A 22,610-nucleotide genomic window follows, 5' to 3' on the forward strand; every position below is an offset into this window, starting at 1 on the left:
TTGCATTCCTTCATGGGCCAGGCCCGGATTGGAGATGCGACAGTCTGGCGCTGACGATGCCGTTTGATAATTGGCCTAGAATTTGAATTATTTTCAATTTGGATTTGAAATGGCCACCGACCGACTCGGCGACATGCGCCTGTTCGTGGAAACCGCGGCCCTGGGCAGCCTGTCGGCCGCCGGACGCAAGCTCGGCCTGTCGGCCGCCGCCGCCAGCGCGCGCCTCATCAAGCTGGAAACGGCGCTGCGCACCCGGCTGTTCCATCGCAGCACGCGCCAACTGCGCCTGACCGAGGAAGGCCGGCTGTACCTGGCCCATTGCGGCATTGCGCTGCGTGCCATCGACGACGCCGAAGCGGCATTGCAGGCAGGCCAGCACGCCGTGCGCGGCAAGCTGCGGATCTCGGCGTCCGCCGACTTCGGCCGCAATCTGCTGAACCATTGGCTGGAGGAGTTCAGCGCGGCGCATCCCGAACTGAAACTGGCCTTGACGCTGTCAGACTCGCTGTCGAACCTGCAGCAGGATGACGTGGACCTGGCGATCCGCTTTGGCAAGCCGCAGGACGGCACCCTGGTGGCCCGCCATCTCGCCCCCAACTGGCGGGTGCTGTGCGCATCCCCCGATTACATTGCCCGGCACGGCGAACCGCGCCATCCCGAAGACCTGGCACGCCACGACTTCATCGTCCTGGTCACCGCGGCCGGCCCGCTCAATGAATTCCATTTCTCCCGCCACGGCAAGCCCGCCTCGTTCACCGTGCCCCTGGAACGCGCCTGGGAGACGAACGACGGCGCGCTGGCGCGCCAGTGGGCGATTGCCGGCCATGGCATCGCGCGCAAGACGCTCTGGGATGCCGCCGACGACCTGCGCGCCGGCCGCCTGAAAATGCTGCTGCCCGACTACGTCGTCGCCGAAGACGGCGTGCATGCCGTGTTCCATGGCAACCGATACATGGCGCCGCGCGTGCGCCGGTTGCTGGATTTCCTGGTCGAGCGCTTCAGCCACGCCAGCGAGATCCTGCTGCGCGAGGCCGCCGCGCGGCCCGATCCGGCCACGCGCCGCAAGCGGGGCCTCGGCTAGCCCAGCCGGCCCAGCACGCGCGCCAGAACCTGCTCCGCAGCGGCAACGCAATCCAGGTCATCGGGCCGGGCCCGCACGTCCTGCATCAACGCCATCAGCTGCGTCTTGCTGTGGGCCAGACGGGTCTCCAACGCCTCGATCTCGGCCACCTTGCGTCGCAGCGCCTCCAGCAGCGCATCATGGTCCCACCGGTCTGGTCCGGAGGGCAGCAACGACCGGATTTCATCCAGGCTGAAGCCGACCTGTTGCGCCGTCGTGATCAACTCCAGCGCCATCATGGCCTCGGGCGGATAGCGGCGGTAGCCGTTGGGCTGGCGCGCCACCGTCCGCAGCAGCCCGGCGCTCTCGTAGAAGCGGATGCGCGACGCGGTCAATCCGGTGCGCCTGGCCAGTTCGCCGATATTCACATTCTTGTCCTTTCCTGCTCGCCGCCGCCCCCGCCTCCGCGCCCCGCCGGCCTGCGGCGGGGCCTGCCCGGCGCGCCGCCATCCGCCACGCCCGAGACAGACGTGGCCGCCAGGCGAAGCCGGGGCGCGGGATTGCTTGTCGGTTGGCCAGGCTTACTTGGCGGCCGTCGTGCCCTGCGCCGCCGCGGCCACCGGGGCGGCCACGGGCGGCTTGTTGGGCGGCATCACCGGGCCGGCGGGCAGCGGCGCCGCACCGTCGGGCTTGACGAAGGTCAGCGTCGACACATAGCCGATACCGTCGTAATGCTCGGGACCGTTGGCGCCCGCGCGCTCGCCCGGCGTGCGGTCGATGTGCATGGCGCGCAACACGTATTGACCCTTCCAGGGCAGATCGAGATGGGCCTTGCCCTGGGCGTCCGTGTAGGCCACCTTTTCCCAGCCCGACTGCACCATGGCGACAAGCTTGGTCTTGGCCAACGGCTGGCCTTTCAGGACGATTTGAAACTCGCCCGCCTTGCCGGTGGGCACGATGTCCATGGTGAGCGAGGGCTTGGCCGCGACGCTGGCATCGGCCATGTAGCGCGCGCTCATCCAGAACCATGCATCCATGGGCTCGCCCACGCCGCCGTGCTTGAACTTGCGCAGCGGCAGCGCCGGCTCTTCGGCCACCAGGCTTTCATCGCGCACCGCCTTGGCCGACAGCGTGAAACCGTCGGCCACCTTGGCCACGGTCAGGGGCGACTCTCCCTTGGCGGAAATCAGTTTGGCCGACAGCTTGTTGAAGCCGTCGAGATAGCCCGGCGACGCCTCGCGCAGGTTCTCGGCGAACTCGCCGAACCGGATGACGGCGGACTTGCCCGCCGGTTGCTCGATCCAGACCTGGTGGGCTTGCGCGGTCGCGCTCAGGCACAAGGCCGCGATCGCGAGGGATAGGGTCTTCTTCATGGAATGCTCCAGGGATTGGAAGGTCAATGAACAGGCCCCTGCGAGGTCATGTTCCGCCCGCCGCCAGCGGCGCCGGCCGGCGGACGAATCGACGCGGCGCGTCCGGTTGGGCAAAGACGCTTGCGCGTATGCGGCCATGAATCCTGCCATTCGAAGACAACCTGCAAATAACAACGGGAATGGCCCTGGATTATGTGGATCGACCCAGCGATGTCAAGAACACGGGCAGCCGTTCGACGGGCCGCTTCCAGGCCTGCGCGACCCCATGGAATGCGCGCTTTTCACTGTGCCGGCGGCGCCATGGGCAATGCGCCGGACCGGCGCGGCACGGCCGGGAACGCGGATGCAAAATCGGACTGCGCGTCAGTGGTCCACGCCGCCACGCCGTCCGCACTTACCATGCCTGGCGCCCTTTGCGCGACGGGCAGTTGTTCGCCAATCACGAGACGCCGCGACACGCCCAAGGCGCGCGCAGTGAAATCGCCCGCGTCATCGCGCATGGCGGCCGGATCGCGCACTCGCCGCCAGCGCATCGCCGGCGCCGGCATCCGGGCCGGGGCTACAGCGCCAGTTGATCCAGTAGGTCCTTGAAAAGATCCTGGCGCGGCATCTGCTCCAGAGGGATCCCGGCTGCCTCGAACCACGAGGGCTCCGCCTCCGGATGCGGGCCGCTCAGCACCACGATGCCGTCCTCGAACGCGTAACGGGCGGCGGCCAGGTCGCCGTTTTCATAGGCCGCGATGGCGCGAAAGCCCGCCTCGTCGGATTCGGCCCGCAAATACGGACCGTCCTGGTAAAAGACGCGGTCCGCATGGCCCGCCCAGCGAACGGCGACGACAGCATCATCGATCGTCTTGACCGGGAAACCCGGGCGACCCACCTCCGAATCCAGTTCCTGGCCGACCAGCCCGAAGCCCCCGGCATCGGCCAGATACGCGCCCATGCACAGGCCGAGGTAGCGCCCGCCCCGGGCCACGAAACGCCGCACCGCGTCGACCCGCGCGTTGCCCAGGCTGTGGAACGCGGCGGGAATGTCCTGGCCGCCGCCCGGCTGCACATAAAGGTCGTAGCGGGCCAGGCTGGCCTCGGAAATGTCGATGCGCTCGGCGGGGCCGACGTAGTCGACCTGATAACGCGCGCCGGCCTCTTCGATCGCGCGCCGGGCGGCGGCCGAGCAGGCGTCGCAGGCCGCGGGGCCGCGGTAGACGGCGACGCGCACCGGCTTGCCGCCGGTCGCGCCGGCCATCGCGGCGGGCATCGCCCCGACCAGCATCAAGGCCAGCCACAGCATACGAAGAAGCGTCATGGTCGCCTCCGGGAAAACCAAAATTGTAGGCGACCCCGCCCGGCAGCCTTCAATCCCGCCCCGTCTTGCCCGCCGCCCAATAGGCCTTGGCCAGGATGCGCGCGCCCGGCACCCCGCAATCCTTCAGGACGCGCCGCTGGCGCTGGATGGTCGACGCCTTGCCCGTCAGGACGAAGCACGCGTGCTCCCGCGCCAGCGCCGCCCGGCGCCGCATCATCGGATCCAGGTGCGCATCGCCGGCCAGACGCGCGAACAGCTCGGCCTGCGCCACCGAGCCGGGCCAGGACCACGCGGGCATCGGCCACCACGTTGACTTCGAACAGGCAGCGCGCCCTTTTGGCGCCATGCCGACGCCCGCTTGCGCAAGATCGTCACGGCGATCATGGACGACCCGGCCGAACGCGGCACGATGCAGACCTGGGCGCGCCGCGTCGGCATGAGCGAACGCACCCTGGCGCGCCTGCTCACGCAGCAGACCGGCATGAGCTTCGGCCGCTGGCGGCAGCAGCTGCACCTGATGCGGGCGGTGAAATGGCTCGGCACCGGCGCCTCGGTGCAGCAGGTGGCGGACGGGCTCGGCTATGAAAGCGCCGGCGGATTCGTCACGATGTTCCGCAAGGCGCTGGGGACGCCGCCGGGGCGGTACATCGCGGAGCGGCGGACGGCGGGCTGAGCGCGCCTATTCGCTTGCCTATCGCGCGCTGTTGGGTTTCGATACGGCCTTTTGCACTCGCAACCAATGTTCGATGCCGGTATCGTCGATGGGAAAATCACTCGGCGCCAAGCCAATCCTAGCCAGGTCCGCCTGGCGACTTTCGAGCATGCGCGGTGTCGTCAACTCCTCGCAGAATCGGCCCGCCTCCTTGTCCCATTCCCGACGGCGAAAAGCAATGTATTCAGCGCCAGCCCGCCCACTTTCCACAACGTCCGGCAGCATCCTGGCCACGCGCGCACGAAATGCGGCGACACTCTCGTCGTACGCGTTTTGCAGCGCGCTATCCTCCGCCACATGAGCTTTGACCGGATGCCATGCTTCAAGCAACTGCTGAGCAAGAGTCTCCCTGCGTATCATCGGCACGAATCGATAGACCACATTCAGTGTCAACCAAGGCTGCCCGCGTTCGTCGATACTGGCAATCAAGTATTCGCGTTCATGCATGTTGCGCAACTGCGCCCCGGTCAGCCAGAACGTCAGCGGGCGCACCGAAACAGTCCGTTGATCGGGCGGCATGAACAGGACACAAACCAAGAAGGACCGTTCGTCCGCAACCAACAAATCGTACTCGTGCTGTTTCAGGGAGAACTTCATCTCGAGTTCGCGTCGCTCCACCCCCTCCACCAGACGGATGTCCGAGAGTTGGGCGCGCCTCGACTTGACCTGCAGCACATACGGAAAAGGCATGCGGGTGTCACACAGCGGCTCGGCCACCGTGCGGCTTCGAGTCGACCTCCATTGATCGGAGACCAATAAATCGAATCCGTAGTCTCCCGGCAACTTGAACGCTTCCAACCCCGCCCCGAACAATGCGGATGTGACCAGGTATTCCGCTTCGAAGCCTTGATAGAGTCGATCAAAAAACCGGAAATCCTGAGCCATCATGACCACATCTGGTGAAAGGAAACGAGCCGCACGGAAACACAGCCTGACGACTTGTTAACGGCTTGGTCCACCCGCAATATAGATTTCGGACCTCCAAATCCGGCGCCGACAGGCATCACTGCGCGATCTCCGCGCGCAAGAATGCCACGAGAGCGGCGTTCACCGCATCCGGTGCCTCTTGCGGCAACCAATGCCCCGCCCCAGGAACAATCTGAACACCGCGCAGGCCGGGAACCAGCGCGGGCATGGCATCGATAATCTGCCGCATGCCCGGAATGGCCAGGCCGGTATCGTACTCGCCCACCAGGTAGAGCGCCGGCACCTCGACAGGCAGGCCCGCGAACGCGGCTTGGTCCTGCCAGTTCCGATCCAGGTTGCGGTAGTAGTTCAAACCGCCACCGAAGCCCGAGACGCGGTATGCCTGCGCGAACGCATGCAGATCGGCGGGGGCAAGCCATGCCGGCAAGGCGGCCGCCGGATCCGGCAGCGCGTCCAGCAGCCCACCAGCGCGCGGCACCATGCCGAAAGGATTCGGCGTGGCGGCCTCGCGCGGTCCCAGTGCGCCGGAGGCGCAAAAGTAGATCTTGCGCAACGTCGCTTCGACATCCCGCTCGAACTCCGCTTCGGCCAGCCCCGGCGCGGCGAAATAATGCGTGTAGAACCAAGCCTGTTCGTTGCGCGGGAACAATCGGCTGGGCGGTATGGGCGCGCGCCCCATCATCGGCACCCCGAGCGCTGCCACCGCGCGAAAGCGGTCCGGCCGGATCTGCGCCGCCTGCCATGCGATCGACGCGCCCCAGTCATTGCCGACCAGCACCGCCTGCCGTTGCCCGAAAGCGTCGACCAGCCCGACCAGATCGCCGATCACATCCAGCGCCGAGTACTGCCCCACGTCCGTGGGGCAGTCGCTGGCGCCGTAACCGCGCAGATCGGGCGCGACCGCAAGATAACCGGCTTGCGCAAGCGCCCGGAGCTGATGCCGCCACGCATGCGAAGTTTCGGGAAAGCCATGGCAGAGAATGACCAGGGGGCCGGCGCCCTGCGCCACGAGGTTGAGGCGAATGCCATTGGTCTGGACAAAACGCTGGCGGGTTTCAAGCATGCGGGTTCTCGATGACGGGATTACACAATCGCTCGCCAAAAGAGTAACATCAAAAGTTGCGTATTTTCAAACCCAGCCATCCATGCAACGAGACACCCGCCTGGCGCGCCTGCTGCACGTCCTGATTCACATGCATCTGCGGGGCGGCACCACCACGTCACAGACCATCGGCCAGATGTTGCACACCAATCCCGTGTTCGCGCGCCGCACCATGAGTGTGTTGCGGGATGCCGGCTTCGTCACCTCCACCGGCGGGCCGGGCGGCGGCTGGGCGCTGAGCTGCGAACTGGATTGCCTGACCGTCGCGGATGTCTGTGACGCCATCGCGCATACGACGCTTTTCGCGGTGGGTCCGGCGCAGGACAATGCCGCGTGCCCGGTGGAAGCGGCGGTGAATAGACGTTTGCGCGAAGCGTTGAACCGCGCGGAACTGGCCCTGTTGGAAACATTCCGGGAGATGCCGCTGTCGGAGATTGCGAACGAAGCACTGTCGGCGAGCGTGGGCTCAACCTCCAACAAACCATGACACCGCGACACCCACGGGGCCACAAATGGCATGATCGGCGCGCCGACCAATGCAGCGCTGGCCGGGGCCCGCAAAGGGGCCGGCGAGATCCGCGCCCAGAATGAAACAGGCCGCCCGAGGGCGGCCTGTCGAATGGAAGAACCAAGCGGGAGGAAGCAATTGGGAAGAACCAAGCGGATGAATCGTCCAACTTACCGCGACTGCGCAGCACTCCCGACGCGGACCCGCGCATAGGCCATCCTGGCACCACGAGTCCAGCGCAACCGGGCTCATGCGCGCCGGGCCCGCCGATGCGCATGAGCGCCGTTCATCGCTCAAGAATCTCGAAGAAGGACTCGGCATCGCCCGCATCGCCGAGCACCGCCGCCAATTGCGCCAGCGCACGGATGCGGTGTTCGGGCCGAAGAACCCAGTCATCATCGCGCAGGTTCTCACCCGCGGTCTCGAATACGTCGGCCACGGTGCACAGCGCGGCGGTCAGCGTTTCGAGATTGGGCGCGATCTCGACGGGCTTCCAACTTCCCATGCCATGCTCGGCGAACAGGATTTTCCCGGTCTGCATGTCATAGATGAAGGGGTCGGCGGCGCGATCGGCGATCACCAGCCAGCCGGGCTGCCAATCGGGCACCTGTTCGCCCGTGACTCCGTCCCACCGATAGCCGGCCTGCAAATCCCACAACCGGTGCAGAGCGGGGAAGCTGACCTGGGTTTCCGAGAGAGTGATTCCGACCGGGCCCACGTTTTCGTAGTAGGTCTCGCCCCATGGCCCCACTTGCTCGTAGAACGCGGCAAGCGCCTCGGGAAGCGGGATATCGCCCTTCCAGGCGCCAGGCGGCTGCGCGCGCAACGCGCCGAATCGCGCGAACTGCGCGCGGATGGGGGACCAGTCGATCATCATGCGATCCAACGAAAGCCGCGGCATTGCCGCACAAACGGCCGATTGTCGTGCAGACCGCGAGCGCGGGCAAGTACGCGGCGCCCGCCGGATCGGGCAAAATGCGGGCTGTCGGCCCGAACGCGCGGGAGCGCCGGCCTGTCTTTCAAGCATCAGCACGGAGTCCTTCTTGAAACCGATTTTCTACCTGGCCGGCATCGTTCCCGCCGTCATCGCCATCGGCGCCCTGTCAGTGATGAACCCCGACGCGCTGACTCTGCCGATGTATATCGGCATTGGCGTGGGCGCCGGCGCCATAGCCGCCATCACGTCCCAGATCTTCCGCAAGAAGTAGCCAGCGCAGGGCCGGCTCCGGGGCGCGCGTCCCGTCATCGCCCCCCGAGCGCCACGGGATCGGCGCAATCCCCTTGAGGCAGGCGCGGGCCGGCAGCCAGCCCGGCCCGTTGCCCCCCTCGCTCAAGCGAAGTCCGTCGCCTCGCCCGCTTCGCGCCAGGCGTTGAAATCCCGCCGCGCCGCGTCCAGTTTGCGTGCCGCCAGCTCGTTGGCGATCTTGCCCGCGAACAGGTGCAGCGGCGGCTCGGCCAGCGCGGCGACCTGCTGGATCAGCAAGGCCAGCCTCTCGGGGTCCCCGGCCTGCTTGCCGTTCATGCCAACCCGATGCAGGTCCAGCGACACCTGGGCGGCGGTGTAGTCGGCGATGGTGCGCTTGGCGATCACCAGGCTGCTGTCGTTCAGGAAGTCCGTGCGCACCGGCCCCGGATAGACCACCGTGGCCTTGATACCCAGCTCCGCCCCTTCGGCGGCCAGCGTCTCGGTCAGGCCCGCCAGCGCGAACTTGGTGGCCACGTAGCTGCCCCAGCCCGCATAACCGCCGTCGAAACCGGCGATCGACGCGATGTTGAAGACATGGCCGCCGCGCTGCGCGCGCAACTGCGGCAGCGCGTGGCGCAGCACATGCAGCGGCGCGAACACATTGACATCGAAATTGCGCCGCACCTCGCCGTCGTCCAGCGCCTCGAACGTGCCCTGCTGGCCATAGCCGGCATTGTTGACCACATAGTCGATGCGGCCGAACGCCGCGATGGTCTTGCCGATCGCGGCCTGCACGCTGGCTTCGGACACCAGGTCCACTTCCAGCGCCAGCAGGCGCGGATTGTCCTGGCCCAGCGCCTGATGCAGGCTGGCCAGCGTGCGCGAGGTGGCGGCCACGTTGTCGCCGCGCGCCAGCAACTGGCGCGCCAGGGAAAGCCCGATGCCGCGCGCGGCGCCGGTGATGAACCAGGTTTGATGGGTTTGCGTGTCTTGCATTTGCTCTGCTCCAGGTGGGTGGGATGACAGGACAAATGCTAGGCGCGGGCGTCACGGCCGGATAGGCACAGCGCTATTGGATGATTGCCTATTCCTGTTTCGGCGCCACCTTCCCGCGCAGATACAGGGCAAAATGATGCCTAAGCCTATCACCACGACGAGCCCACCCATGACGACGCCGCCCTCTCCCGGCGAACAGATGACCGCCCTGCTCGACCGCCTCGCGCCGCACGAGGGCTACACCCTGTCGCGCCTGGACGGCGTGCGCTTCATGCGCGCCAACCACCCGCTCGGCCGCACGCCGGTGCTGTACGAGCCCAGCATCGTCATCGTCTGCCAGGGCAGCAAGCGCGGCTACCTGGCCGACAAGGTCTACCGCTACGACGCGCAGCACTACCTGGTGCTGTCCGTGCCGCTGCCCTTCTCGACCGAGACCGACGCCACGCCCGAAGAACCGCTGCTGGCGATCCAGCTGCGGCTCGATCCGACCACCCTGGCGGACCTGGTGCTATCGCTCGATGGACACGATGGCGCGGCCGCGCCCGCGCCGACGGGCATCACCTCCACGCCGCTCGATGCCACGCTGGCCGACGTCACCTTGCGGCTGTTGCGGGCGCTGACCACGCCGGTCGAGGCCCGCGTGCTCGGGCCGGGCATCGTGCGGGAATTGTGCTTTCGCGTGCTGGTCGGCGAGCAAGGCGGCGCGATCCGCGCCGCGCTGGCCAGCCAGGGCAACTTCGGACGCATCTCGCGCGTGCTGCGCCGCATCCACGACGACTACGCCCAACCGATGGAAGTGGCCACGCTGGCGCGCGAGGCCGGCCTGAGCGCGCCCGCCTTCCACGCGCACTTCAAGACCATCGCCGGCACCTCGCCCATCCAGTACATCAAGTCCATCCGGCTGCACCAGGCCCGCTTGATGATGATCCGCGACAACCTCACCGCCGCCGCGGCCTCGGCCCGCGTCGGCTACGAAAGCGCGTCGCAGTTCAACCGCGAATTCAAGCGCCTGTTCGGCCGCAGCCCGGGCGAGGAAGCGCGCGAAATGCGGGCGATATTCGCGCTGCTGCCCGCGGCGCAGCTGGAAGGCGTGGCGGCAACGCATTGAGCGCAGCGGACGGGAACGCGGCGATAACGCCTCGGCGGTCCCCGGCGACCACGGCAGGCTGACCGGCGGCGCGCCGCGTCAGTACGCCCGCGCCTCGTCAAACCAGCGCTGGGCTTGCGCCTGCGTCACGCCCAGCGCCGCCACCCGCGCCAGCTGGCTGAATTGCCATACCGCTTCGCCGATGTCCTCGCGCTCGCTGGTCTCGATGCCCTTCATGTCGTTGAAATGACTGGCGAAAGCCTTGATCGCCGCCTGCACCGCGGCGGCATTGGCGGCGCCTTCGAGGGACTGGCGGGCGGTGTCATAGGCGGCATTGGCCGACTTTGCCATGCGGCCGCTCCAACCCGAGAAAGGCCGGCCGTATTCGCTTTGCCACCAGTCCGGCTTGCGCAGCTTGCTAACCGACGAGTAGCCCTCCCATGGCCGCGCCTTCTCGCGCGCCTTCATCTGCGCCTTCAACCGCTTGCCGGCACCGTCGTCCACATTGAAGCCGATGAACCGTTCCAGCAGCGGCCAGGTGTCCAGCGGCGGCAGCCCGTCCAGATCGGGGCTGTAGCGGATCTCCAGGCTTTTCAAGCCGGGCAGCCGGACCAGCGCCTGCCAGTCCGTAAACGCGCCCCAGAGCGAAAGATGCTCCAGCGCCGGAAAGCGCTCGATCCCTTGCAGCGAAATGGCCTGCGCCAACGGCTGGCCGTAAAGCGCCAACGCCGACACGCCCTGCAGCACGCCCAGGTCGGGCAGGACATACGGCGCCTGGCCGGGCCGCCGCCCCAGCGTCGGATGCAGCGACAACAGGCCCGGCAGCGCGCCCGCCACGCCAATCCGCGTCAGATCGCCAGACAGGCCCAGGCGGGTTTCCTCGGGCAAGTTAATCTCCAGGCGCCCCGTCACCGCCTCCAGGCCGATATGCAGCGTCTGGATCTTCGCCATCCGCGCATCCAATCGTCGCGTATCGGCGAACACCGGCGCCCACGTGAACTGTTCGATGGCGCGTTGCGCCGACCAGCCCGCAAAGCCGCTGTCATTGCCGTGGTAGTCGATATGGCGCGGCCACGGCGATCCGGCCGGCGTGGCGAACGGCGCGAACGCCGGCCAATGGATGGCGTCATCGGGCGCCACGTGCAGGTCCGCCTTCCGGCCCATGCCGGCCGGTCCGATGACGAGGTTGCCGCGCCCTGGCTCCGTGACCAACACATGACTGCCCGGTCCCGTCAGGTCCAGCCGGAAACGGCCATCGCCGGTCACCGATCCCGCGGGTTGGCCGGACACATCGATCGGCTCGGACATGCCGCGCTCCTTTTCATGATCAAGATTCATTGCATCGACTGGCAAGACGCGCCGTCACAAAGTCATGGCGGGCTGGTCTTCGATACGGAAGAACAGCCCCCGCTGCCCCAGCGGGCCGGCGTCCACATACTCGAATTCGACGCGCTGCCCCGGCGTCGCGACCGGCCCGAGATGATCGATGCGATACATCACCCCACCCACCCGGTAATTGTGGGCCAGCGACACCGTCGGCGAATTCGGCATATGCAGGCGATACGTCACCACCTCCTCCACCACGCCGCGTTCAATACGTCGCGAAAGGCACTTCCACCGTCAACGCCGCGCCGCCCGCGGCCGGGCGCAGGCTATAGGTGGTCACGCCGCCATCGTCGTCGGCCAGCGAGGCGCTCTCGCGCGCCACGGTGTAGCGCTGGCCGCCGATTTCCAGCGCATCCTTCGCCACCGCGCGGGCATCGCCCGGCACCAGCAAGCCACCCAGCGCGTCCGCCATCTCCGCGAATTCGTAGGCGTCCAGCGCGCCCTCGGCGCGCAGCAACTGCACGCGCGGCCGGTACGGCGCGGCGTCCAGGTTCCAGCCGTTGGTCAGGTCGGTGATCCACGGTCCGGGAATGTCGTAGGTGCCCTCCAGCTCGGCCTCGGTGACTGTTTCTCCCTGCACGACCAGGCAGCAGACCACCTTGCCGGCCTGGGCATCATAGGCAGCCCACTTGCTGGCCACCGGCGCGGCGGCAGGCAGCATGGAGAAACGGAATTGCTTGTCGAGCTGGGTGTCGGAAACCTTGCGCCAGGCGCCGATTTGCGGGGATTGGGCGTGGACGATTGTGGACGCCAGAAGGGTCATGGCGAAAACGCTTGCTCGGAACAATGCAGGTTTCATCTGGCAGGGTATGGAGAGGGGAGCGGGCGCATCGGCCCGCAATGCAAAGTTGCGATAGTCTAAGGCACGCCTGCGCTGGCGGCAGTCTCGTTGCCGCATGGCCTTTACAAATATACTTATATGCCCGTAATATTGCGCCATCATCTGACTCGATCCGACCCATGAGCCAACAAGACCTGCCTCCCGGGGTTTGCAATAGCACCGCCATCCGCAAGGCCGCCCGTCACCTGGGCCGGTTTTACGACCAGTGCCTGGCCCAGGCCGACCTGCGCAACACGCAATACGCGATCCTGAATCTGCTCGCCACGCGGGGGCCACTCACGATCGCCGAATTGGCCGAGCACCTGGTCACCGATCGCGCAACGATGGGACATAACCTGCGCCCTCTCGAGCGCGACGGGCTCATCCGCATATCCATAGGCAGGCAGGACCGACGGGAAAGGGAAATCACCCTGACCGACGCTGGCGTGAAGATGGAAACCGCGGGCAGAAAGGCCTGGCAACGCGCCCAGCAACAGTTCGAAGCCGTATTCGGCAAAGAAGACGCGCTGGCGATGCGGCGCATCATGCACCGCATCACCACCCTGGACCTTTCGGTTCCAAGCTAATCCCCGTCCCGCCCCCCTCAGCCGCATTGCGTGACGCGCCCAGGTCCTGTCAATGCCTCCAAATATGGGCATATAAGGCTAAATCATGTTGAACCCCTCTCTCGCAATGCGCCAGGCCGCCTTGCGGCTGCACAAGATGAAGACGGCATTCACAATGGCGCTGCTCGGCGGCATGGCCAGCGCCATGCCGCTCGCCGCCCACGCCGACGCCGCATTCACGCTCGCCGATCGGCAACAGGTGCAAGCGGTATTTGAACAACAGGCCCGGGCGGCGACAGCCCACGACCTCGACGCCTTCAGCGCTGTTTTCGCCCCGTCCGGCGCCGAGGGCGACCCGGTGACGTTCGTCGCCCGGCCATACCAGTTCTGGGGCAAGGCCGAATTGATCGAACACTTCCGCGAGACGTTCAAGGGCATCTGGAAATTCGAGCCCGACCTGGCAAAGCTGCGCATCGTTCCCTTGACGCCGGATGTTGCCCAGCTCTACGCCCCGACCCGGATCACCTTGGGACGCACCGCCGCCGACGCGCGCACGGCCGCCTACCTGGTCTACGAAGTGGCGGTACGCACACCGGCGGGATGGCGCATCGGCTCGATCGTTCCCATTTCCGCGCAATAGCGATCCAGAAAGGAGATTCACCATGAAAGCAGCGGTCTATTATGAAAACGGCTCGCCTGACGTGTTCCGCTACGAAACAGTCGACGAACCGGTCTGCGGTCCCGATGACGTGCTGATCGGCATCGAGGCGATCTCCGTGGAAGGCGGCGACCTCATCAATCGCGAGATCCGCCCGTTGGCGCGGATTCCCCACATCGTGGGATACCAATGCGCCGGCACCATCCTGGACGTGGGCGCGCAGGTGCGCGACCGAAAACCCGGCGACCGCGTCGTCGCGGTATTGGGCTGGGGATCCCATGCGCAACGCGTCGCCGCGCCGGCCGCGGACACCTGGCTGATCCCCGCGACGCTGGACACGGTAACCGCCGCCGCGGTACCCGTCGCCTGGGGAACCGCGCATGAATGCCTCTTTGCGGCAGGCGGCCTGGTCGCCGGCGAAACCGTATTGATACATGCCGGCGCCGGCGCGCTCGGATTGGCCGCCATTCAACTGGCGCATCGCGCCGGCGCGACGGTGTACGCCACGGCATCGGACGACGCGCGGCTGGCGCGGCTGAGCGCCTATGGCATGACGGCAGGCATCAACTACGCCAGCAGCGACTTTGTGGAGCAGATCTCCCGCCTCACGGCCGGGCGTGGTGTGGATGTCATCGTCGACAGCATCGCGGGCAGCACCCTGGCGCGCGGGGTCCGTGCGTTGGCCTACAAAGGCAGGCTGGTGACAGTGGGCGTGTCCGGGCGCGACCAGGAAAAACTCGATCCGGTAAGCCTCTGGCGCGGCAACCAGAGCCTGCACGGCGTTTTCTTCCCGACGCTCCTGGATCAAGAGCACGCGCGCGTGCACGCCAGCGTCCAGGCACTGCTGCAGCGCGTGGCCGCGGGGGAACTGCGCGTGGCGATCGACAAGACGTTCCCCTTGAGCGATGCCCGCGCGGCGCATCGCCATGTGATGTCCCGGCAGGCCTTCGGCCGGGTCATCATGATCCCCTGACCGGAGCCCTTCCATGTCCAGACTTCTCACCAGCCTCATGCTCGCCGCGACCCTGGCGAGCAGCGCCTGCGCCGAATCCACGGCAATCAATGTCGTCGCCGACGGCCTGGGCTTTCCAGAAGGCACCATTCTCGTGAACCAGACGCTGTATTTCGTGGACTACCAGGCCTCGACGGTAAACAAGCTCGACGCCGCGGGCCACAAGGTGGTTGCCGCCCTGCCCGGCTGCGGCGCCAATGGGCTGGCAGCCGCCAACGGCACGCTGTGGGTGGCCTGCTACGACGGCGGCGTGATCGAGAACATTTCCCTCGATGGCAAGCGACTGGGCACTATCCGCCAGGCGCGATCGGGCGAACGATTCAACCGCCCCAACGACCTGATCCCCAACCGGCGGGGCGACCTCTATTTCACCGCGTCCGGAGAGCGGCCGGGCGAAGGCAAGGTCTTTTTCCTGCCCAAAGTAAGCGACGTCGCCGAGGAAGTGGCCAGCGGCCTCGACAACGCGAACGGCATCGCGCTGGCCCCCGATGACCACACCCTGTACGTCGGCGAGAGCGGCACGGACAGCATCCTGCAATACCAGACGGCCGGCGACGGCACATTGACTCATCCCCGTGTGTTCGCACGGCTCGACGCCCTGGCCCCGCCCTCGTCCAAGGGGCGGCATACGCCGGATGGCGTTCGCATCGGACCGGATGGATTGATGTACGTCGCCCTGTACAACGGCGGCGGCTATTGGGTGCTGGACCGTACAGGAGCGTTGCTGCGGGTGCGGGACATCCCCGGCGAGCACCACTCGAATCTGGCCGTTGCGACGGAACCGCCAGACATCTACGTGACAGCCCTTTCAGGTTCGACCGGCCGCATCTACCGGCTGGCGCGCGATGGCTCGCGATATTGACATATCGCGAAGTTCCGATATCATCGTTCCCATGGACCTGCTCGACGTCTTCAAAGCCCTCTCGAACCGCACGCGCCTGGAAATCCTGAAAGGGTTGAAGGACCCCGCGAACAGCTTCCCGCCGCAGGACGAAGGGGACGTGCATACGGTCGGCGTCTGCGTCAGCAGCATCCAGGAAGGCGTCGGGCTGTCGCAGTCCACGGTGTCCGACTACCTCGCCACGCTGCAGCGCGCCGGCCTGGTCGAAGCCACGCGCATCGGTTCCTGGACGTACTACAAGCGCAACGAAGCCACCATCAGCGCCCTGGCCGAGATCATCGGGAAGGAGCTGTAGGTGTTGTGGCCCAAGGGGCCGGCGTTCCGGCCCCTGCAGGGTTGCGCGAGCGGCCCTGCTGTCCGCTGTGCGCTTGTGCTTGGGCGTCCTTGGCTGCCCGCCTTGCGTCTGCATGCGGCGTCTCTTCACTGCCTTCGCTTTTTCTCGTTGCCTCGTCGTTGATCTTTTTTTGCCCTTTTATATCGGTATTTCCCGATATCCCGTTTTGTCGAAATAAGGAATTCCTCCATGAAAGCCATCGTACTCACCGCCTTCGGCGGCCCAGACTCCTTTGAACTGCGCGACTTTCCCAAGCCCGTGCCTCAAACGGGCCAGGTCCTGGTCCGAGTCCACGCCACCGCCATCAACCCGCTCGACTACCAGGTCCGCCGTGGCGACTACCCCGATCTGGTGCCCCTGCCCGCCATCACCGGCCACGACGTCTCCGGTGTGGTCGAAGCCGTCGGCCCTGGCGTGACCGCCTTCGCCCCGGGCGATGAAGTCTGGTACACGCCGCAGATCTTCGACGGCCCCGGCAGCTACGCCGAATACCACGTGGCCGCCGCGAACATCGTCGGCAGGAAACCCGCCTCGCTGAGTCACCTGGAAGCGGCCAGCCTGACGCTGGTCGGCGGCACCGCCTGGGAAGCCCTGGTGGTGCGCGCCGGGCTGCGCGTCGGCGAAAGCATCCTGATCCACGGCGGCGCCGGCGGCGTCGGCCACGTCGCGATCCAGCTCGCGAAAGCCATCGGCGCCAGGGTCTACACAACCGTGCGCGAAGGCAATGTCGAATTCGTGCGTGGCCTGGGCGCCGACGTCGCCATCGACTACGAGAAGGAAGATTATGTGGACGCGGTCCTGCGCCAGACCGGCGGGCGCGGCGTTGACGTGGTATTCGACACCATCGGCGGCGACACCCTGACGCGCAGCCCGGATGCGCTGGCGCAGTTGGGCCGCGTGGTATCGATTGTCGATATCGCCCAGCCGCATAATCTGATCCAGGCGTGGGGCAAGAATGCCAGTTACCACTTCGTGTTCACGCGCCAGAATCGCGGCAAGCTGGATGAGCTGAGCGCGTTGGTGGAACGCGGGCAACTGCGCCCGCACGTGGGCGCGGTGTATTCGCTTCCCGATATTCCGGCGGCGCATGCGCGGCTGGAGAGCGCCAATAATGGGTTGCGGGGGAAGATTGCGATTGCGGTGGCCGACCAGGCGGCTGCGTAAACCGCACCATCCGGCCCCCGCGGCCGCGCTCAGGGCGCCGTGCCGATCTGCAGCAAAGTGAATTCGCGGCGCATGTAGCGATTCATCATCTCGGCCAGCACCGGATTGCCGGCATCATCCGCCTTCGGCGCGGTCGCCCTCACGACCGCGGCGCACAGCTTGCCGGCCTGCACCGTCGTGCCGGCCACCTTGGCATCCTTGGCGCCAGCCATGCTCTGCTTCCAGGCGGCGCGGATCCCGTCGACGGCCTGCCTGGCCGTGGCGCAATCGGCGTAAGCCAGGGAAATCACGACCGCGGGCAGCTTATTGACCTGGGCATCGGCCAGGATCCCCGAGAAGTACGGCGGAATACCCTGGCGGTTCGCTTCGACGGCGGCCTTGAGATTCTGCTTGGCGATATCCTCATCGACACTCGTCGACAACAGCACCTTCGCGGGATCCACCGCGGCCAGGCCCATGATGGGAGAGATGACCGCGGCCTGCACGATCTGCCCCCGGTCCGCGGGCACGCCTTCCTTCAGACCGGCAAGCGAGGCGGCCACGATTTCGCTATCGGCCACCGACGGCGTGGGTTGGGCCAGTGTCTGCATCCCCTTTGCCGAAGACGCCTGGATCAGCGCCCGGTCCAACGGCAGGACAAAACTCGGCATGCCCATCATGCCGCGCCAGGGATCCTGCTGGTTGGCCTTTTGCAGATTCATCTTGCCTTCGTTGTCATTGGCGATGAGGCCCGGCGCATCGCCCTCCACCGCGGCAAAATCGATGCGCTTGAGGCTGGCGACCAGCTTCCCGACGGCCTCCTTGTTCTTCAAGCCCCAATAGCTGATGTTGGCGGGCGCGCGGCCAAATCCGGCGAAGAAGGCCACCTCATCGAACGGCACCTTCGCGTTCTCTGACCAGGACTGCAAGCCAGACCCGATGGATTCGAGCGGCCGGATCTGTCGCGCAATGCTCAGCCGCCGCATGCCGTCCGCCGAGGGCGCAGCCGGCTCCAGGCCGCGCCAGGCCTGCACATCCAGGAAAACGATCTGCATCGCGTCGGTACTGGACAGCACCACCTGCGGCATCTGCTTCAAGGCCTGCCGCAGTGTCAGGGTGCTGTCCTGGGCCGCGGCCGTGGCGGCGAACCCTGTCATCAAACACAGTGCAAGGGCCTTCATGCGCATTCGGGTTTCTCCGTTTTCTTGATCTGCTGTGGGGACGCTGCGGGAGCGAGGATCGTACCGCAGGGATGGGCCGTTCTTACCCGCGACTCTTGCGATCTGTGCCGAGCCATTAGCCGATGTAAATGCCGCAGCGCATCCCCAATCTTGGAGATGCGCGCGTCGGCGGGTTTCGAATATTGTCCCACCCGTCCACGTTCCCCATCCCGATACCGCAAAACGCGGAGGACCGCCGCCATGAAACTTGCAAGTCGAGTCTTTGCCCTTGTCATCTGCAGCCTGGCATCTCCCTATGCCCTGGCGGCATGTGAAGCTGAACAGACTCAAATGTATGGCCCGGCCAATGCAAATCAGCTCAACGAAGATCTGCAACGGTATCAGCGGAGCTTTCAGGACAGTAAAAGCACTTCTTCGATAGACCGCGATATCGACATTACGAGGGATGAATTGGGTCGGATTCCCCCAGGCATTTATAAAACCTGGCGGACGTGCCAACTCGGCGCCCTGCAGAAAGCCAGGGATGAGATGCTGAAACAGGCGGCCGCCAGTTCGAGTCCGAATGCCAAGAAGACCGCATCGGCCGGCGCCGCCGCCAATGCCTCCGCCAAGCCGAAGCCGGCAAGCCAGACGCTGGTTTACGGCCCCAACCAGAGCGAATGTCTCAAGCAAGGGCGGACGACCGACGGCTATATCACCTACACCAACACCTGCAAGGCATCAGTGGCTGTCGGGTACTGCAACGTATACGCCGCCAAGGGGCAGAAGGACGGCACGGTCTGCGCCTCGCACAACAGCGAGTTCTCCCGCACGAAACGGACCTACGTCACCCAGGACCTGGGGCTCGCGCCCGGCGCCACGCACCGCCTGGCATATCGCTACGACACGCAAGCCACGTTCATCGTCGCCTGCGTCGGCGGACAACCCCTGATCGAGTCGTTCGACACGAATCAGATCAGCGTCGGCAGCAAGGCGCGCACGGCCTGCTGGCGCTTTGCGTCCAGCAAGCCGTAGGCTGCCGCACCGACATCCGTATGTGACGCCGCGCGCCCTGGCGCGGCAAACGCGAGCAATGAAAAAGGCGCCAAGGCGCCTTTTTCAATTACCGTTCGCAAAGCCAAGCCACATCCCCACTTATGACCAACGTCCCTGACATCTCCGCTTCTTATCCGAGCCAATGCGGGGCCAGGGCCTGGGCTGCCGCCGGAGTACAGGGCCACGCGCCAAGTCTCCAGAAACCCGATATCCTGCTGTGTGGCCGCGGGGAAAAAATTCCAGCGCTTTCCCCTACCACGCTACACGGCCAAGAGCTTTAATCGTACCGCGGAGCGAATGAGGAATCGGTTTTTTAAACCGGAAGGCTTGCCTCCCGCGGAGAACAAGTGCAGGAGTTGATGCCGCAATGAAACTTGGCTTGTCTACAGACACAAGCGGCACGACCAGCGTCTACCAAATCGCGAATGAACTTGATTCGATATTTCCCGCCCTGGAGGCACGCTTTCAGTCGGTCAAGATCGAGATGTTCTTTGTGTTTCGCTGCCTTCCCGATGAGATCGGCAGGAAGTCATCGCGGCGTTTTTCGAAGGCTGAGTGCGTTCTCTACCTGGACATGTGCTTTTCAGAGGACCAGCTCAAGGATATGGATGTAGCGCTGCAGAGAGCCATCGTGGCCCGTTATTTTTTCGTCTTCGTTGAAGGGGCCTTGAACAAGCACGAATTCCAGGGCCTTGATGTTTCATCATTCATGGCTGCACTCAAGGGAGAAGCGGCGTCGATAGGTTGGCCGGATTGAACAGCGACATGGCTAAGGCGGTCTGGCGCCCCTCCCCGGCGAATAATACGTTCAACGCATACAGGGGCTGAAGTGATAAAAGTCAATCAAATAAGGTCGCTTGCTCACGCTGAAAAACTTGGGTCGATCGACGTCGCTGGCTTTGTCGTGGCGCGCTCATCCTCCACGAGTGCGCTGGACCTGGATCAGTGCAGGCATCTCGGCAGCGCGCTCGATTGCTCGCATGCCGTCCATCCGGTTGATGGCGTGGGTGACATTGGGTTTTGCAGGGAGATCATTGAAGAATTGAAGCCCCGCTATCTGGAGTTCACGGTTGTGGATCCCGAAAAAACCGAATCGAGCCTGGCGCAGTTGCAGGCCCTGGCGAGATTGAAAGTGGGCAAAATCGCCAACGGACTCTTCTTGCTCAAGGATGATCTTTCGCTGCTGGACAGAGCTTCGCACATGGATGCGCTCGTGCACGCGGGCGTTGAATTATTTCAAATCGAAGTTGAATCGTTGATTGACCCTGAATTCGGGATAGGCCCCAAGGCCCGCGCGCGAATCGGGGAGTTTTTTTCTCGTTACCCCACGATCATCGGCGATTCATTTTCCAAGAGCGTGAAGGTTCCCGACATGCATCAGCGTGGCCATTATTTGAATCTTTCCGTTGATAGCGGTCGTTCGTACGACTTCTCACAACGACACTATGCATTATCGTCGGCACTGAGGATCATCAAAGGCCTGCGGACCGATCCGGCAGAAAACACCTGAAAGGATGGGAACGACGGACCTTCCACGCCTTTCGGAAGGGCTTTATGACGCCCCTCGGGCCGACTCAGGCAGGACAAATCACGACCCCATCCGTGATACAGCCTTGAAGCTGCTCCGGGGCAGCACCGCCCACAAACCTGCTCTTGGCGACTGATCCGGACATGACCTTGACTCCCGTAAAGTCACACCCGTCAAATACACAACTGATGAAATGAATACCTGAGAGGTTTGCCCCCGCAAATTTGCAATTGACAAACCTGCAGTCTGTCGCAAAGGACTTGGACAGATTCGAACGCGAGAAGTCGCAGCCAATGAACTCCCCGCCCAATCGCGCGCCATTGAGCTTCGCACCGACAAAGCTACACGAATCGAATTTCCTTCGCACAAAGACGTTGCGCATATCGATGCGCTCAAACTTGCACCCCTTTGCCTCGGACTCGTTGATGCTGGCCCCGTCCTTGAACAGAGCGTCGGAGAGATCGACCCTTTCGATGCTCAGGTAGCGCACCGCTTCCGCGAGCGTAGTCCCCCGGTAGTCCTCAAAGCCCTCGTCCGTGAGTCCGAACGGCGACTCCGGCATCGCGCCCATCCTCATGGACTTGGCCGCATCGGAAAGGCGCCTTCCGACTGATCGCAAGTGCTCTGCCTGCCACCTGCCGCGCGCATCTTTTGCCTGCATTCCCCCTCCTCGAGCGGCGATCGAATTTTTGCCGCGACCACTATCACTATAGTCGTGGCTGGCGAGTCCCCTGCCCGAGCAACCGACGGCTCCCGCCGCAGCCCGTACTACACGCCGGGCAGCACGGTGAATCGCACCTTGGTTTTGGCGCCACTGGACGCAATTGAGCAAGATGACCATAATATTTTTCATTCAGGCCAAAGCCTCATTTTCCATCCGAGCCGCTACGAGACACCATGTCGCGCGTCGCAATCACCGATCTAACCGTGCCAAGGGATGTCGATAGCGTCTCGCGCCCCGTTGTCGCCTTGAGTGCCACATCGGTGAGAAAGGACTGGGAGAACGCGAGGCACCGGCATCGCAAGGCGCAACTGATCTACTCCGTGCGAGGCATCCTCAACTGCGAAATTGAAGACGGCGTCTGGATCGTGCCGCCACAGTGCGCCATCTGGATACCGGGAGATTTGCCCCACGCGGCGCGCGGGGCCGGTGAAACGGAATGCTATTGCCTGTTTGTCGAGCCGGACGCCACACCGGATCTTCCCAAAGACTGTTACACGATTTCGGTATCGCCACTGCTGCGCGAATTGCTGCTGCGGGCGGCCGGTTTTCCTGAGTTATACCCGCTGGGGGGACGGGAAGACCGGTTGATTGCCGCGTTGCTCGACGAGCTGGTGGAAGCGCCCGTCGAAGACCTGCATCTGCCCATGCCGCGCGACGCGCGCTTGCGCCGCCTGGCGCAAATGATGCTGGCCGATCCCACGGACAAGACCTCGAAAGCCGACTGGGCTATTCGCATCGGCATGAGCGAGCGAAGCATGAGCCGTCTTCTGCTGCACGAAATTGGCATGAGCTTCGGACGCTGGCGTCGGCAACTGCATGTGATCCTTGCCCTGCAACGCCTGACCAAGGGCGAAAGCGTGCAAACGGTGGCCTTGGAGCTCGGGTACGAAAACGCGAGCGGGTTCGTAACGATGTTCCGCAAGGCAATGGGCAAGCCGCCGGCACGATACCTCTCGGATCGCCTGAACGGCGAAGCGTTGGCCGGCGTTCCCGGCATCACGCTTCCCGATTGAATGCGCTGACGGGATCTGGCCTAACTGAATAACAATCTGGCCCAATTTCGCC

28 protein-coding genes are annotated in these 22,610 nt (G+C 64.9%); 15 read left to right on the forward strand and 13 right to left on the reverse strand.

Translation table 11 applies throughout. The features are described 5' to 3' along the window. Positions 1 to 109: 109 nt before the first annotated feature. Positions 110 to 1,081, forward strand: coding sequence for a LysR family transcriptional regulator (locus tag ABFG95_RS01885; protein WP_348995363.1), 972 nt, complete (start codon positions 110 to 112; stop codon positions 1,079 to 1,081). Here ABFG95_RS01885 and ABFG95_RS01890 read toward each other — a convergent pair. The 4 genes from ABFG95_RS01890 to ABFG95_RS01905 all read right to left on the reverse strand — a co-directional run bounded on the left by ABFG95_RS01890 (position 1,078) and on the right by ABFG95_RS01905 (position 4,037). Continuing rightward, positions 1,078 to 1,488 (reverse strand): MerR family transcriptional regulator, encoded by a 411-nt coding sequence (locus tag ABFG95_RS01890; protein ID WP_263899895.1) that lies wholly within the window; start codon positions 1,486 to 1,488, stop codon positions 1,078 to 1,080. The two genes, ABFG95_RS01885 and ABFG95_RS01890, sit on opposite strands and share 4 nt — an antisense overlap. A 153-nt stretch (positions 1,489 to 1,641) precedes the next feature. Further along, positions 1,642 to 2,433, reverse strand: coding sequence for a cobalt ABC transporter substrate-binding protein (locus tag ABFG95_RS01895; RefSeq protein ID WP_049073360.1), 792 nt, complete (start codon positions 2,431 to 2,433; stop codon positions 1,642 to 1,644). A gap of 559 nt (positions 2,434 to 2,992) precedes the next feature. Further along, positions 2,993 to 3,739 (reverse strand): BPL-N domain-containing protein, encoded by a 747-nt coding sequence (locus ABFG95_RS01900; protein WP_348995364.1) that lies wholly within the window; start codon positions 3,737 to 3,739, stop codon positions 2,993 to 2,995. Positions 3,740 to 3,788: 49 nt separating this feature from the next. Beyond that, positions 3,789 to 4,037, reverse strand: coding sequence for a hypothetical protein (locus ABFG95_RS01905; RefSeq protein ID WP_278991624.1), 249 nt, complete (start codon positions 4,035 to 4,037; stop codon positions 3,789 to 3,791). Between the two features lie 60 nt (positions 4,038 to 4,097). On the opposite strand from ABFG95_RS01905, the gene ABFG95_RS01910 reads away from it, so the two are divergent. Beyond that, entirely contained in the window at positions 4,098 to 4,412 is a 315-nt protein-coding gene (locus tag ABFG95_RS01910; RefSeq protein WP_236747430.1) for an AraC family transcriptional regulator, read from the forward strand. A gap of 18 nt (positions 4,413 to 4,430) precedes the next feature. On the opposite strand, the gene ABFG95_RS01915 is transcribed toward ABFG95_RS01910, so the two are convergent. Next, complete coding sequence (locus tag ABFG95_RS01915; RefSeq protein ID WP_054415645.1) at positions 4,431 to 5,339, reverse strand: hypothetical protein; 909 nt, start codon at positions 5,337 to 5,339, stop codon at positions 4,431 to 4,433. 115 nt (positions 5,340 to 5,454) lie between these two features. Then, entirely contained in the window at positions 5,455 to 6,441 is a 987-nt protein-coding gene (locus tag ABFG95_RS01920; RefSeq protein ID WP_054415646.1) for an alpha/beta hydrolase, read from the reverse strand. 82 nt (positions 6,442 to 6,523) lie between these two features. Between ABFG95_RS01920 and ABFG95_RS01925 the strand changes: the two genes are divergently transcribed. Then, a complete protein-coding gene (locus tag ABFG95_RS01925) occupies positions 6,524 to 6,967 on the forward strand; it encodes an Rrf2 family transcriptional regulator (protein WP_054415648.1) in 444 nt (147 codons plus the stop codon). A gap of 307 nt (positions 6,968 to 7,274) precedes the next feature. Here ABFG95_RS01925 and ABFG95_RS01930 read toward each other — a convergent pair whose 3' ends face one another. Next, positions 7,275 to 7,865 carry a hypothetical protein gene (locus ABFG95_RS01930; RefSeq protein ID WP_253184333.1) on the reverse strand — a complete coding sequence of 197 codons (591 nt, stop codon included), beginning with the start codon at positions 7,863 to 7,865 and terminating at the stop codon, positions 7,275 to 7,277. 166 nt (positions 7,866 to 8,031) lie between these two features. Between ABFG95_RS01930 and ABFG95_RS01935 the strand changes: the two genes are divergently transcribed. After that, entirely contained in the window at positions 8,032 to 8,196 is a 165-nt protein-coding gene (locus ABFG95_RS01935) for a hypothetical protein (RefSeq protein ID WP_156430329.1), read from the forward strand. Positions 8,197 to 8,318: 122 nt separating this feature from the next. On the opposite strand, the gene ABFG95_RS01940 is transcribed toward ABFG95_RS01935, so the two are convergent. Beyond that, entirely contained in the window at positions 8,319 to 9,170 is an 852-nt protein-coding gene (locus tag ABFG95_RS01940) for an SDR family oxidoreductase (protein ID WP_278991625.1), read from the reverse strand. Between the two features lie 169 nt (positions 9,171 to 9,339). Here ABFG95_RS01940 and ABFG95_RS01945 point away from each other — a divergent pair, with 169 nt between their 5' ends. Further along, positions 9,340 to 10,278: an AraC family transcriptional regulator gene (locus ABFG95_RS01945; protein ID WP_175144531.1), complete on the forward strand. Its 939-nt coding sequence runs from the start codon at positions 9,340 to 9,342 to the stop codon at positions 10,276 to 10,278. A gap of 78 nt (positions 10,279 to 10,356) precedes the next feature. On the opposite strand, the gene ABFG95_RS01950 is transcribed toward ABFG95_RS01945, so the two are convergent. Genes ABFG95_RS01950 through ABFG95_RS01960 form a run of 3 tightly spaced genes read right to left on the reverse strand, consistent with a single transcriptional unit; the run spans position 10,357 to position 12,406 of the window. Further along, positions 10,357 to 11,565, reverse strand: coding sequence for a hypothetical protein (locus tag ABFG95_RS01950; RefSeq protein WP_348995365.1), 1,209 nt, complete (start codon positions 11,563 to 11,565; stop codon positions 10,357 to 10,359). A gap of 54 nt (positions 11,566 to 11,619) precedes the next feature. Further along, on the reverse strand, positions 11,620 to 11,826 hold the full coding sequence (locus ABFG95_RS01955; RefSeq protein ID WP_254600946.1) for a hypothetical protein: 207 nt from the start codon (positions 11,824 to 11,826) through the stop codon (positions 11,620 to 11,622). A 22-nt stretch (positions 11,827 to 11,848) separates the two neighbouring features. Further along, positions 11,849 to 12,406, reverse strand: coding sequence for a hypothetical protein (locus ABFG95_RS01960; RefSeq protein ID WP_278991630.1), 558 nt, complete (start codon positions 12,404 to 12,406; stop codon positions 11,849 to 11,851). A gap of 197 nt (positions 12,407 to 12,603) precedes the next feature. Here ABFG95_RS01960 and ABFG95_RS01965 point away from each other — a divergent pair, with 197 nt between their 5' ends. From ABFG95_RS01965 to ABFG95_RS01990, 6 genes are all read left to right on the forward strand, one after another. Beyond that, positions 12,604 to 13,050 carry a MarR family transcriptional regulator gene (locus tag ABFG95_RS01965; protein ID WP_054415657.1) on the forward strand — a complete coding sequence of 149 codons (447 nt, stop codon included), beginning with the start codon at positions 12,604 to 12,606 and terminating at the stop codon, positions 13,048 to 13,050. An 85-nt stretch (positions 13,051 to 13,135) separates the two neighbouring features. Further along, the gene (locus ABFG95_RS01970) at positions 13,136 to 13,669 is read left to right on the forward strand and encodes a DUF4440 domain-containing protein (protein WP_238922367.1); all 534 of its coding nucleotides are present in this window, start codon (positions 13,136 to 13,138) and stop codon (positions 13,667 to 13,669) included. 22 nt (positions 13,670 to 13,691) lie between these two features. After that, positions 13,692 to 14,660 carry a zinc-binding alcohol dehydrogenase family protein gene (locus tag ABFG95_RS01975; RefSeq protein WP_068950786.1) on the forward strand — a complete coding sequence of 323 codons (969 nt, stop codon included), beginning with the start codon at positions 13,692 to 13,694 and terminating at the stop codon, positions 14,658 to 14,660. 13 nt (positions 14,661 to 14,673) lie between these two features. After that, positions 14,674 to 15,561, forward strand: a complete 888-nt coding sequence (locus tag ABFG95_RS01980) for an SMP-30/gluconolactonase/LRE family protein (protein WP_348995366.1) — start codon at positions 14,674 to 14,676, stop codon at positions 15,559 to 15,561. A gap of 31 nt (positions 15,562 to 15,592) precedes the next feature. After that, complete coding sequence (locus ABFG95_RS01985) at positions 15,593 to 15,895, forward strand: winged helix-turn-helix domain-containing protein (RefSeq protein ID WP_054434467.1); 303 nt, start codon at positions 15,593 to 15,595, stop codon at positions 15,893 to 15,895. Between the two features lie 228 nt (positions 15,896 to 16,123). Further along, positions 16,124 to 17,098, forward strand: coding sequence for a zinc-dependent alcohol dehydrogenase family protein (locus ABFG95_RS01990; protein WP_348995367.1), 975 nt, complete (start codon positions 16,124 to 16,126; stop codon positions 17,096 to 17,098). A 29-nt stretch (positions 17,099 to 17,127) separates the two neighbouring features. On the opposite strand, the gene ABFG95_RS01995 is transcribed toward ABFG95_RS01990, so the two are convergent. Further along, positions 17,128 to 18,264, reverse strand: coding sequence for a hypothetical protein (locus ABFG95_RS01995; RefSeq protein ID WP_348995368.1), 1,137 nt, complete (start codon positions 18,262 to 18,264; stop codon positions 17,128 to 17,130). A gap of 234 nt (positions 18,265 to 18,498) precedes the next feature. Between ABFG95_RS01995 and ABFG95_RS02000 the strand changes: the two genes are divergently transcribed. From ABFG95_RS02000 to ABFG95_RS02010, 3 genes are all read left to right on the forward strand, one after another. After that, the gene (locus tag ABFG95_RS02000) at positions 18,499 to 19,272 is read left to right on the forward strand and encodes a hypothetical protein (RefSeq protein WP_348995369.1); all 774 of its coding nucleotides are present in this window, start codon (positions 18,499 to 18,501) and stop codon (positions 19,270 to 19,272) included. A gap of 388 nt (positions 19,273 to 19,660) precedes the next feature. Beyond that, positions 19,661 to 20,050, forward strand: coding sequence for a hypothetical protein (locus ABFG95_RS02005; protein WP_348995370.1), 390 nt, complete (start codon positions 19,661 to 19,663; stop codon positions 20,048 to 20,050). A 72-nt stretch (positions 20,051 to 20,122) separates the two neighbouring features. Continuing rightward, entirely contained in the window at positions 20,123 to 20,803 is a 681-nt protein-coding gene (locus ABFG95_RS02010) for a hypothetical protein (protein WP_141702531.1), read from the forward strand. A gap of 64 nt (positions 20,804 to 20,867) precedes the next feature. Here ABFG95_RS02010 and ABFG95_RS02015 read toward each other — a convergent pair whose 3' ends face one another. Next, on the reverse strand, positions 20,868 to 21,674 hold the full coding sequence (locus tag ABFG95_RS02015) for a pentapeptide repeat-containing protein (RefSeq protein WP_348995371.1): 807 nt from the start codon (positions 21,672 to 21,674) through the stop codon (positions 20,868 to 20,870). A 44-nt stretch (positions 21,675 to 21,718) separates the two neighbouring features. On the opposite strand from ABFG95_RS02015, the gene ABFG95_RS02020 reads away from it, so the two are divergent. Further along, a complete protein-coding gene (locus ABFG95_RS02020) occupies positions 21,719 to 22,558 on the forward strand; it encodes a helix-turn-helix transcriptional regulator (protein ID WP_348995372.1) in 840 nt (279 codons plus the stop codon). Positions 22,559 to 22,610: the final 52 nt, after the last annotated feature.

Source organism: Achromobacter sp. HNDS-1, from assembly GCF_040084795.1.
In the GTDB taxonomy this organism is placed as follows: Bacteria; Pseudomonadota; Gammaproteobacteria; order Burkholderiales; family Burkholderiaceae_B; genus Achromobacter; species Achromobacter ruhlandii.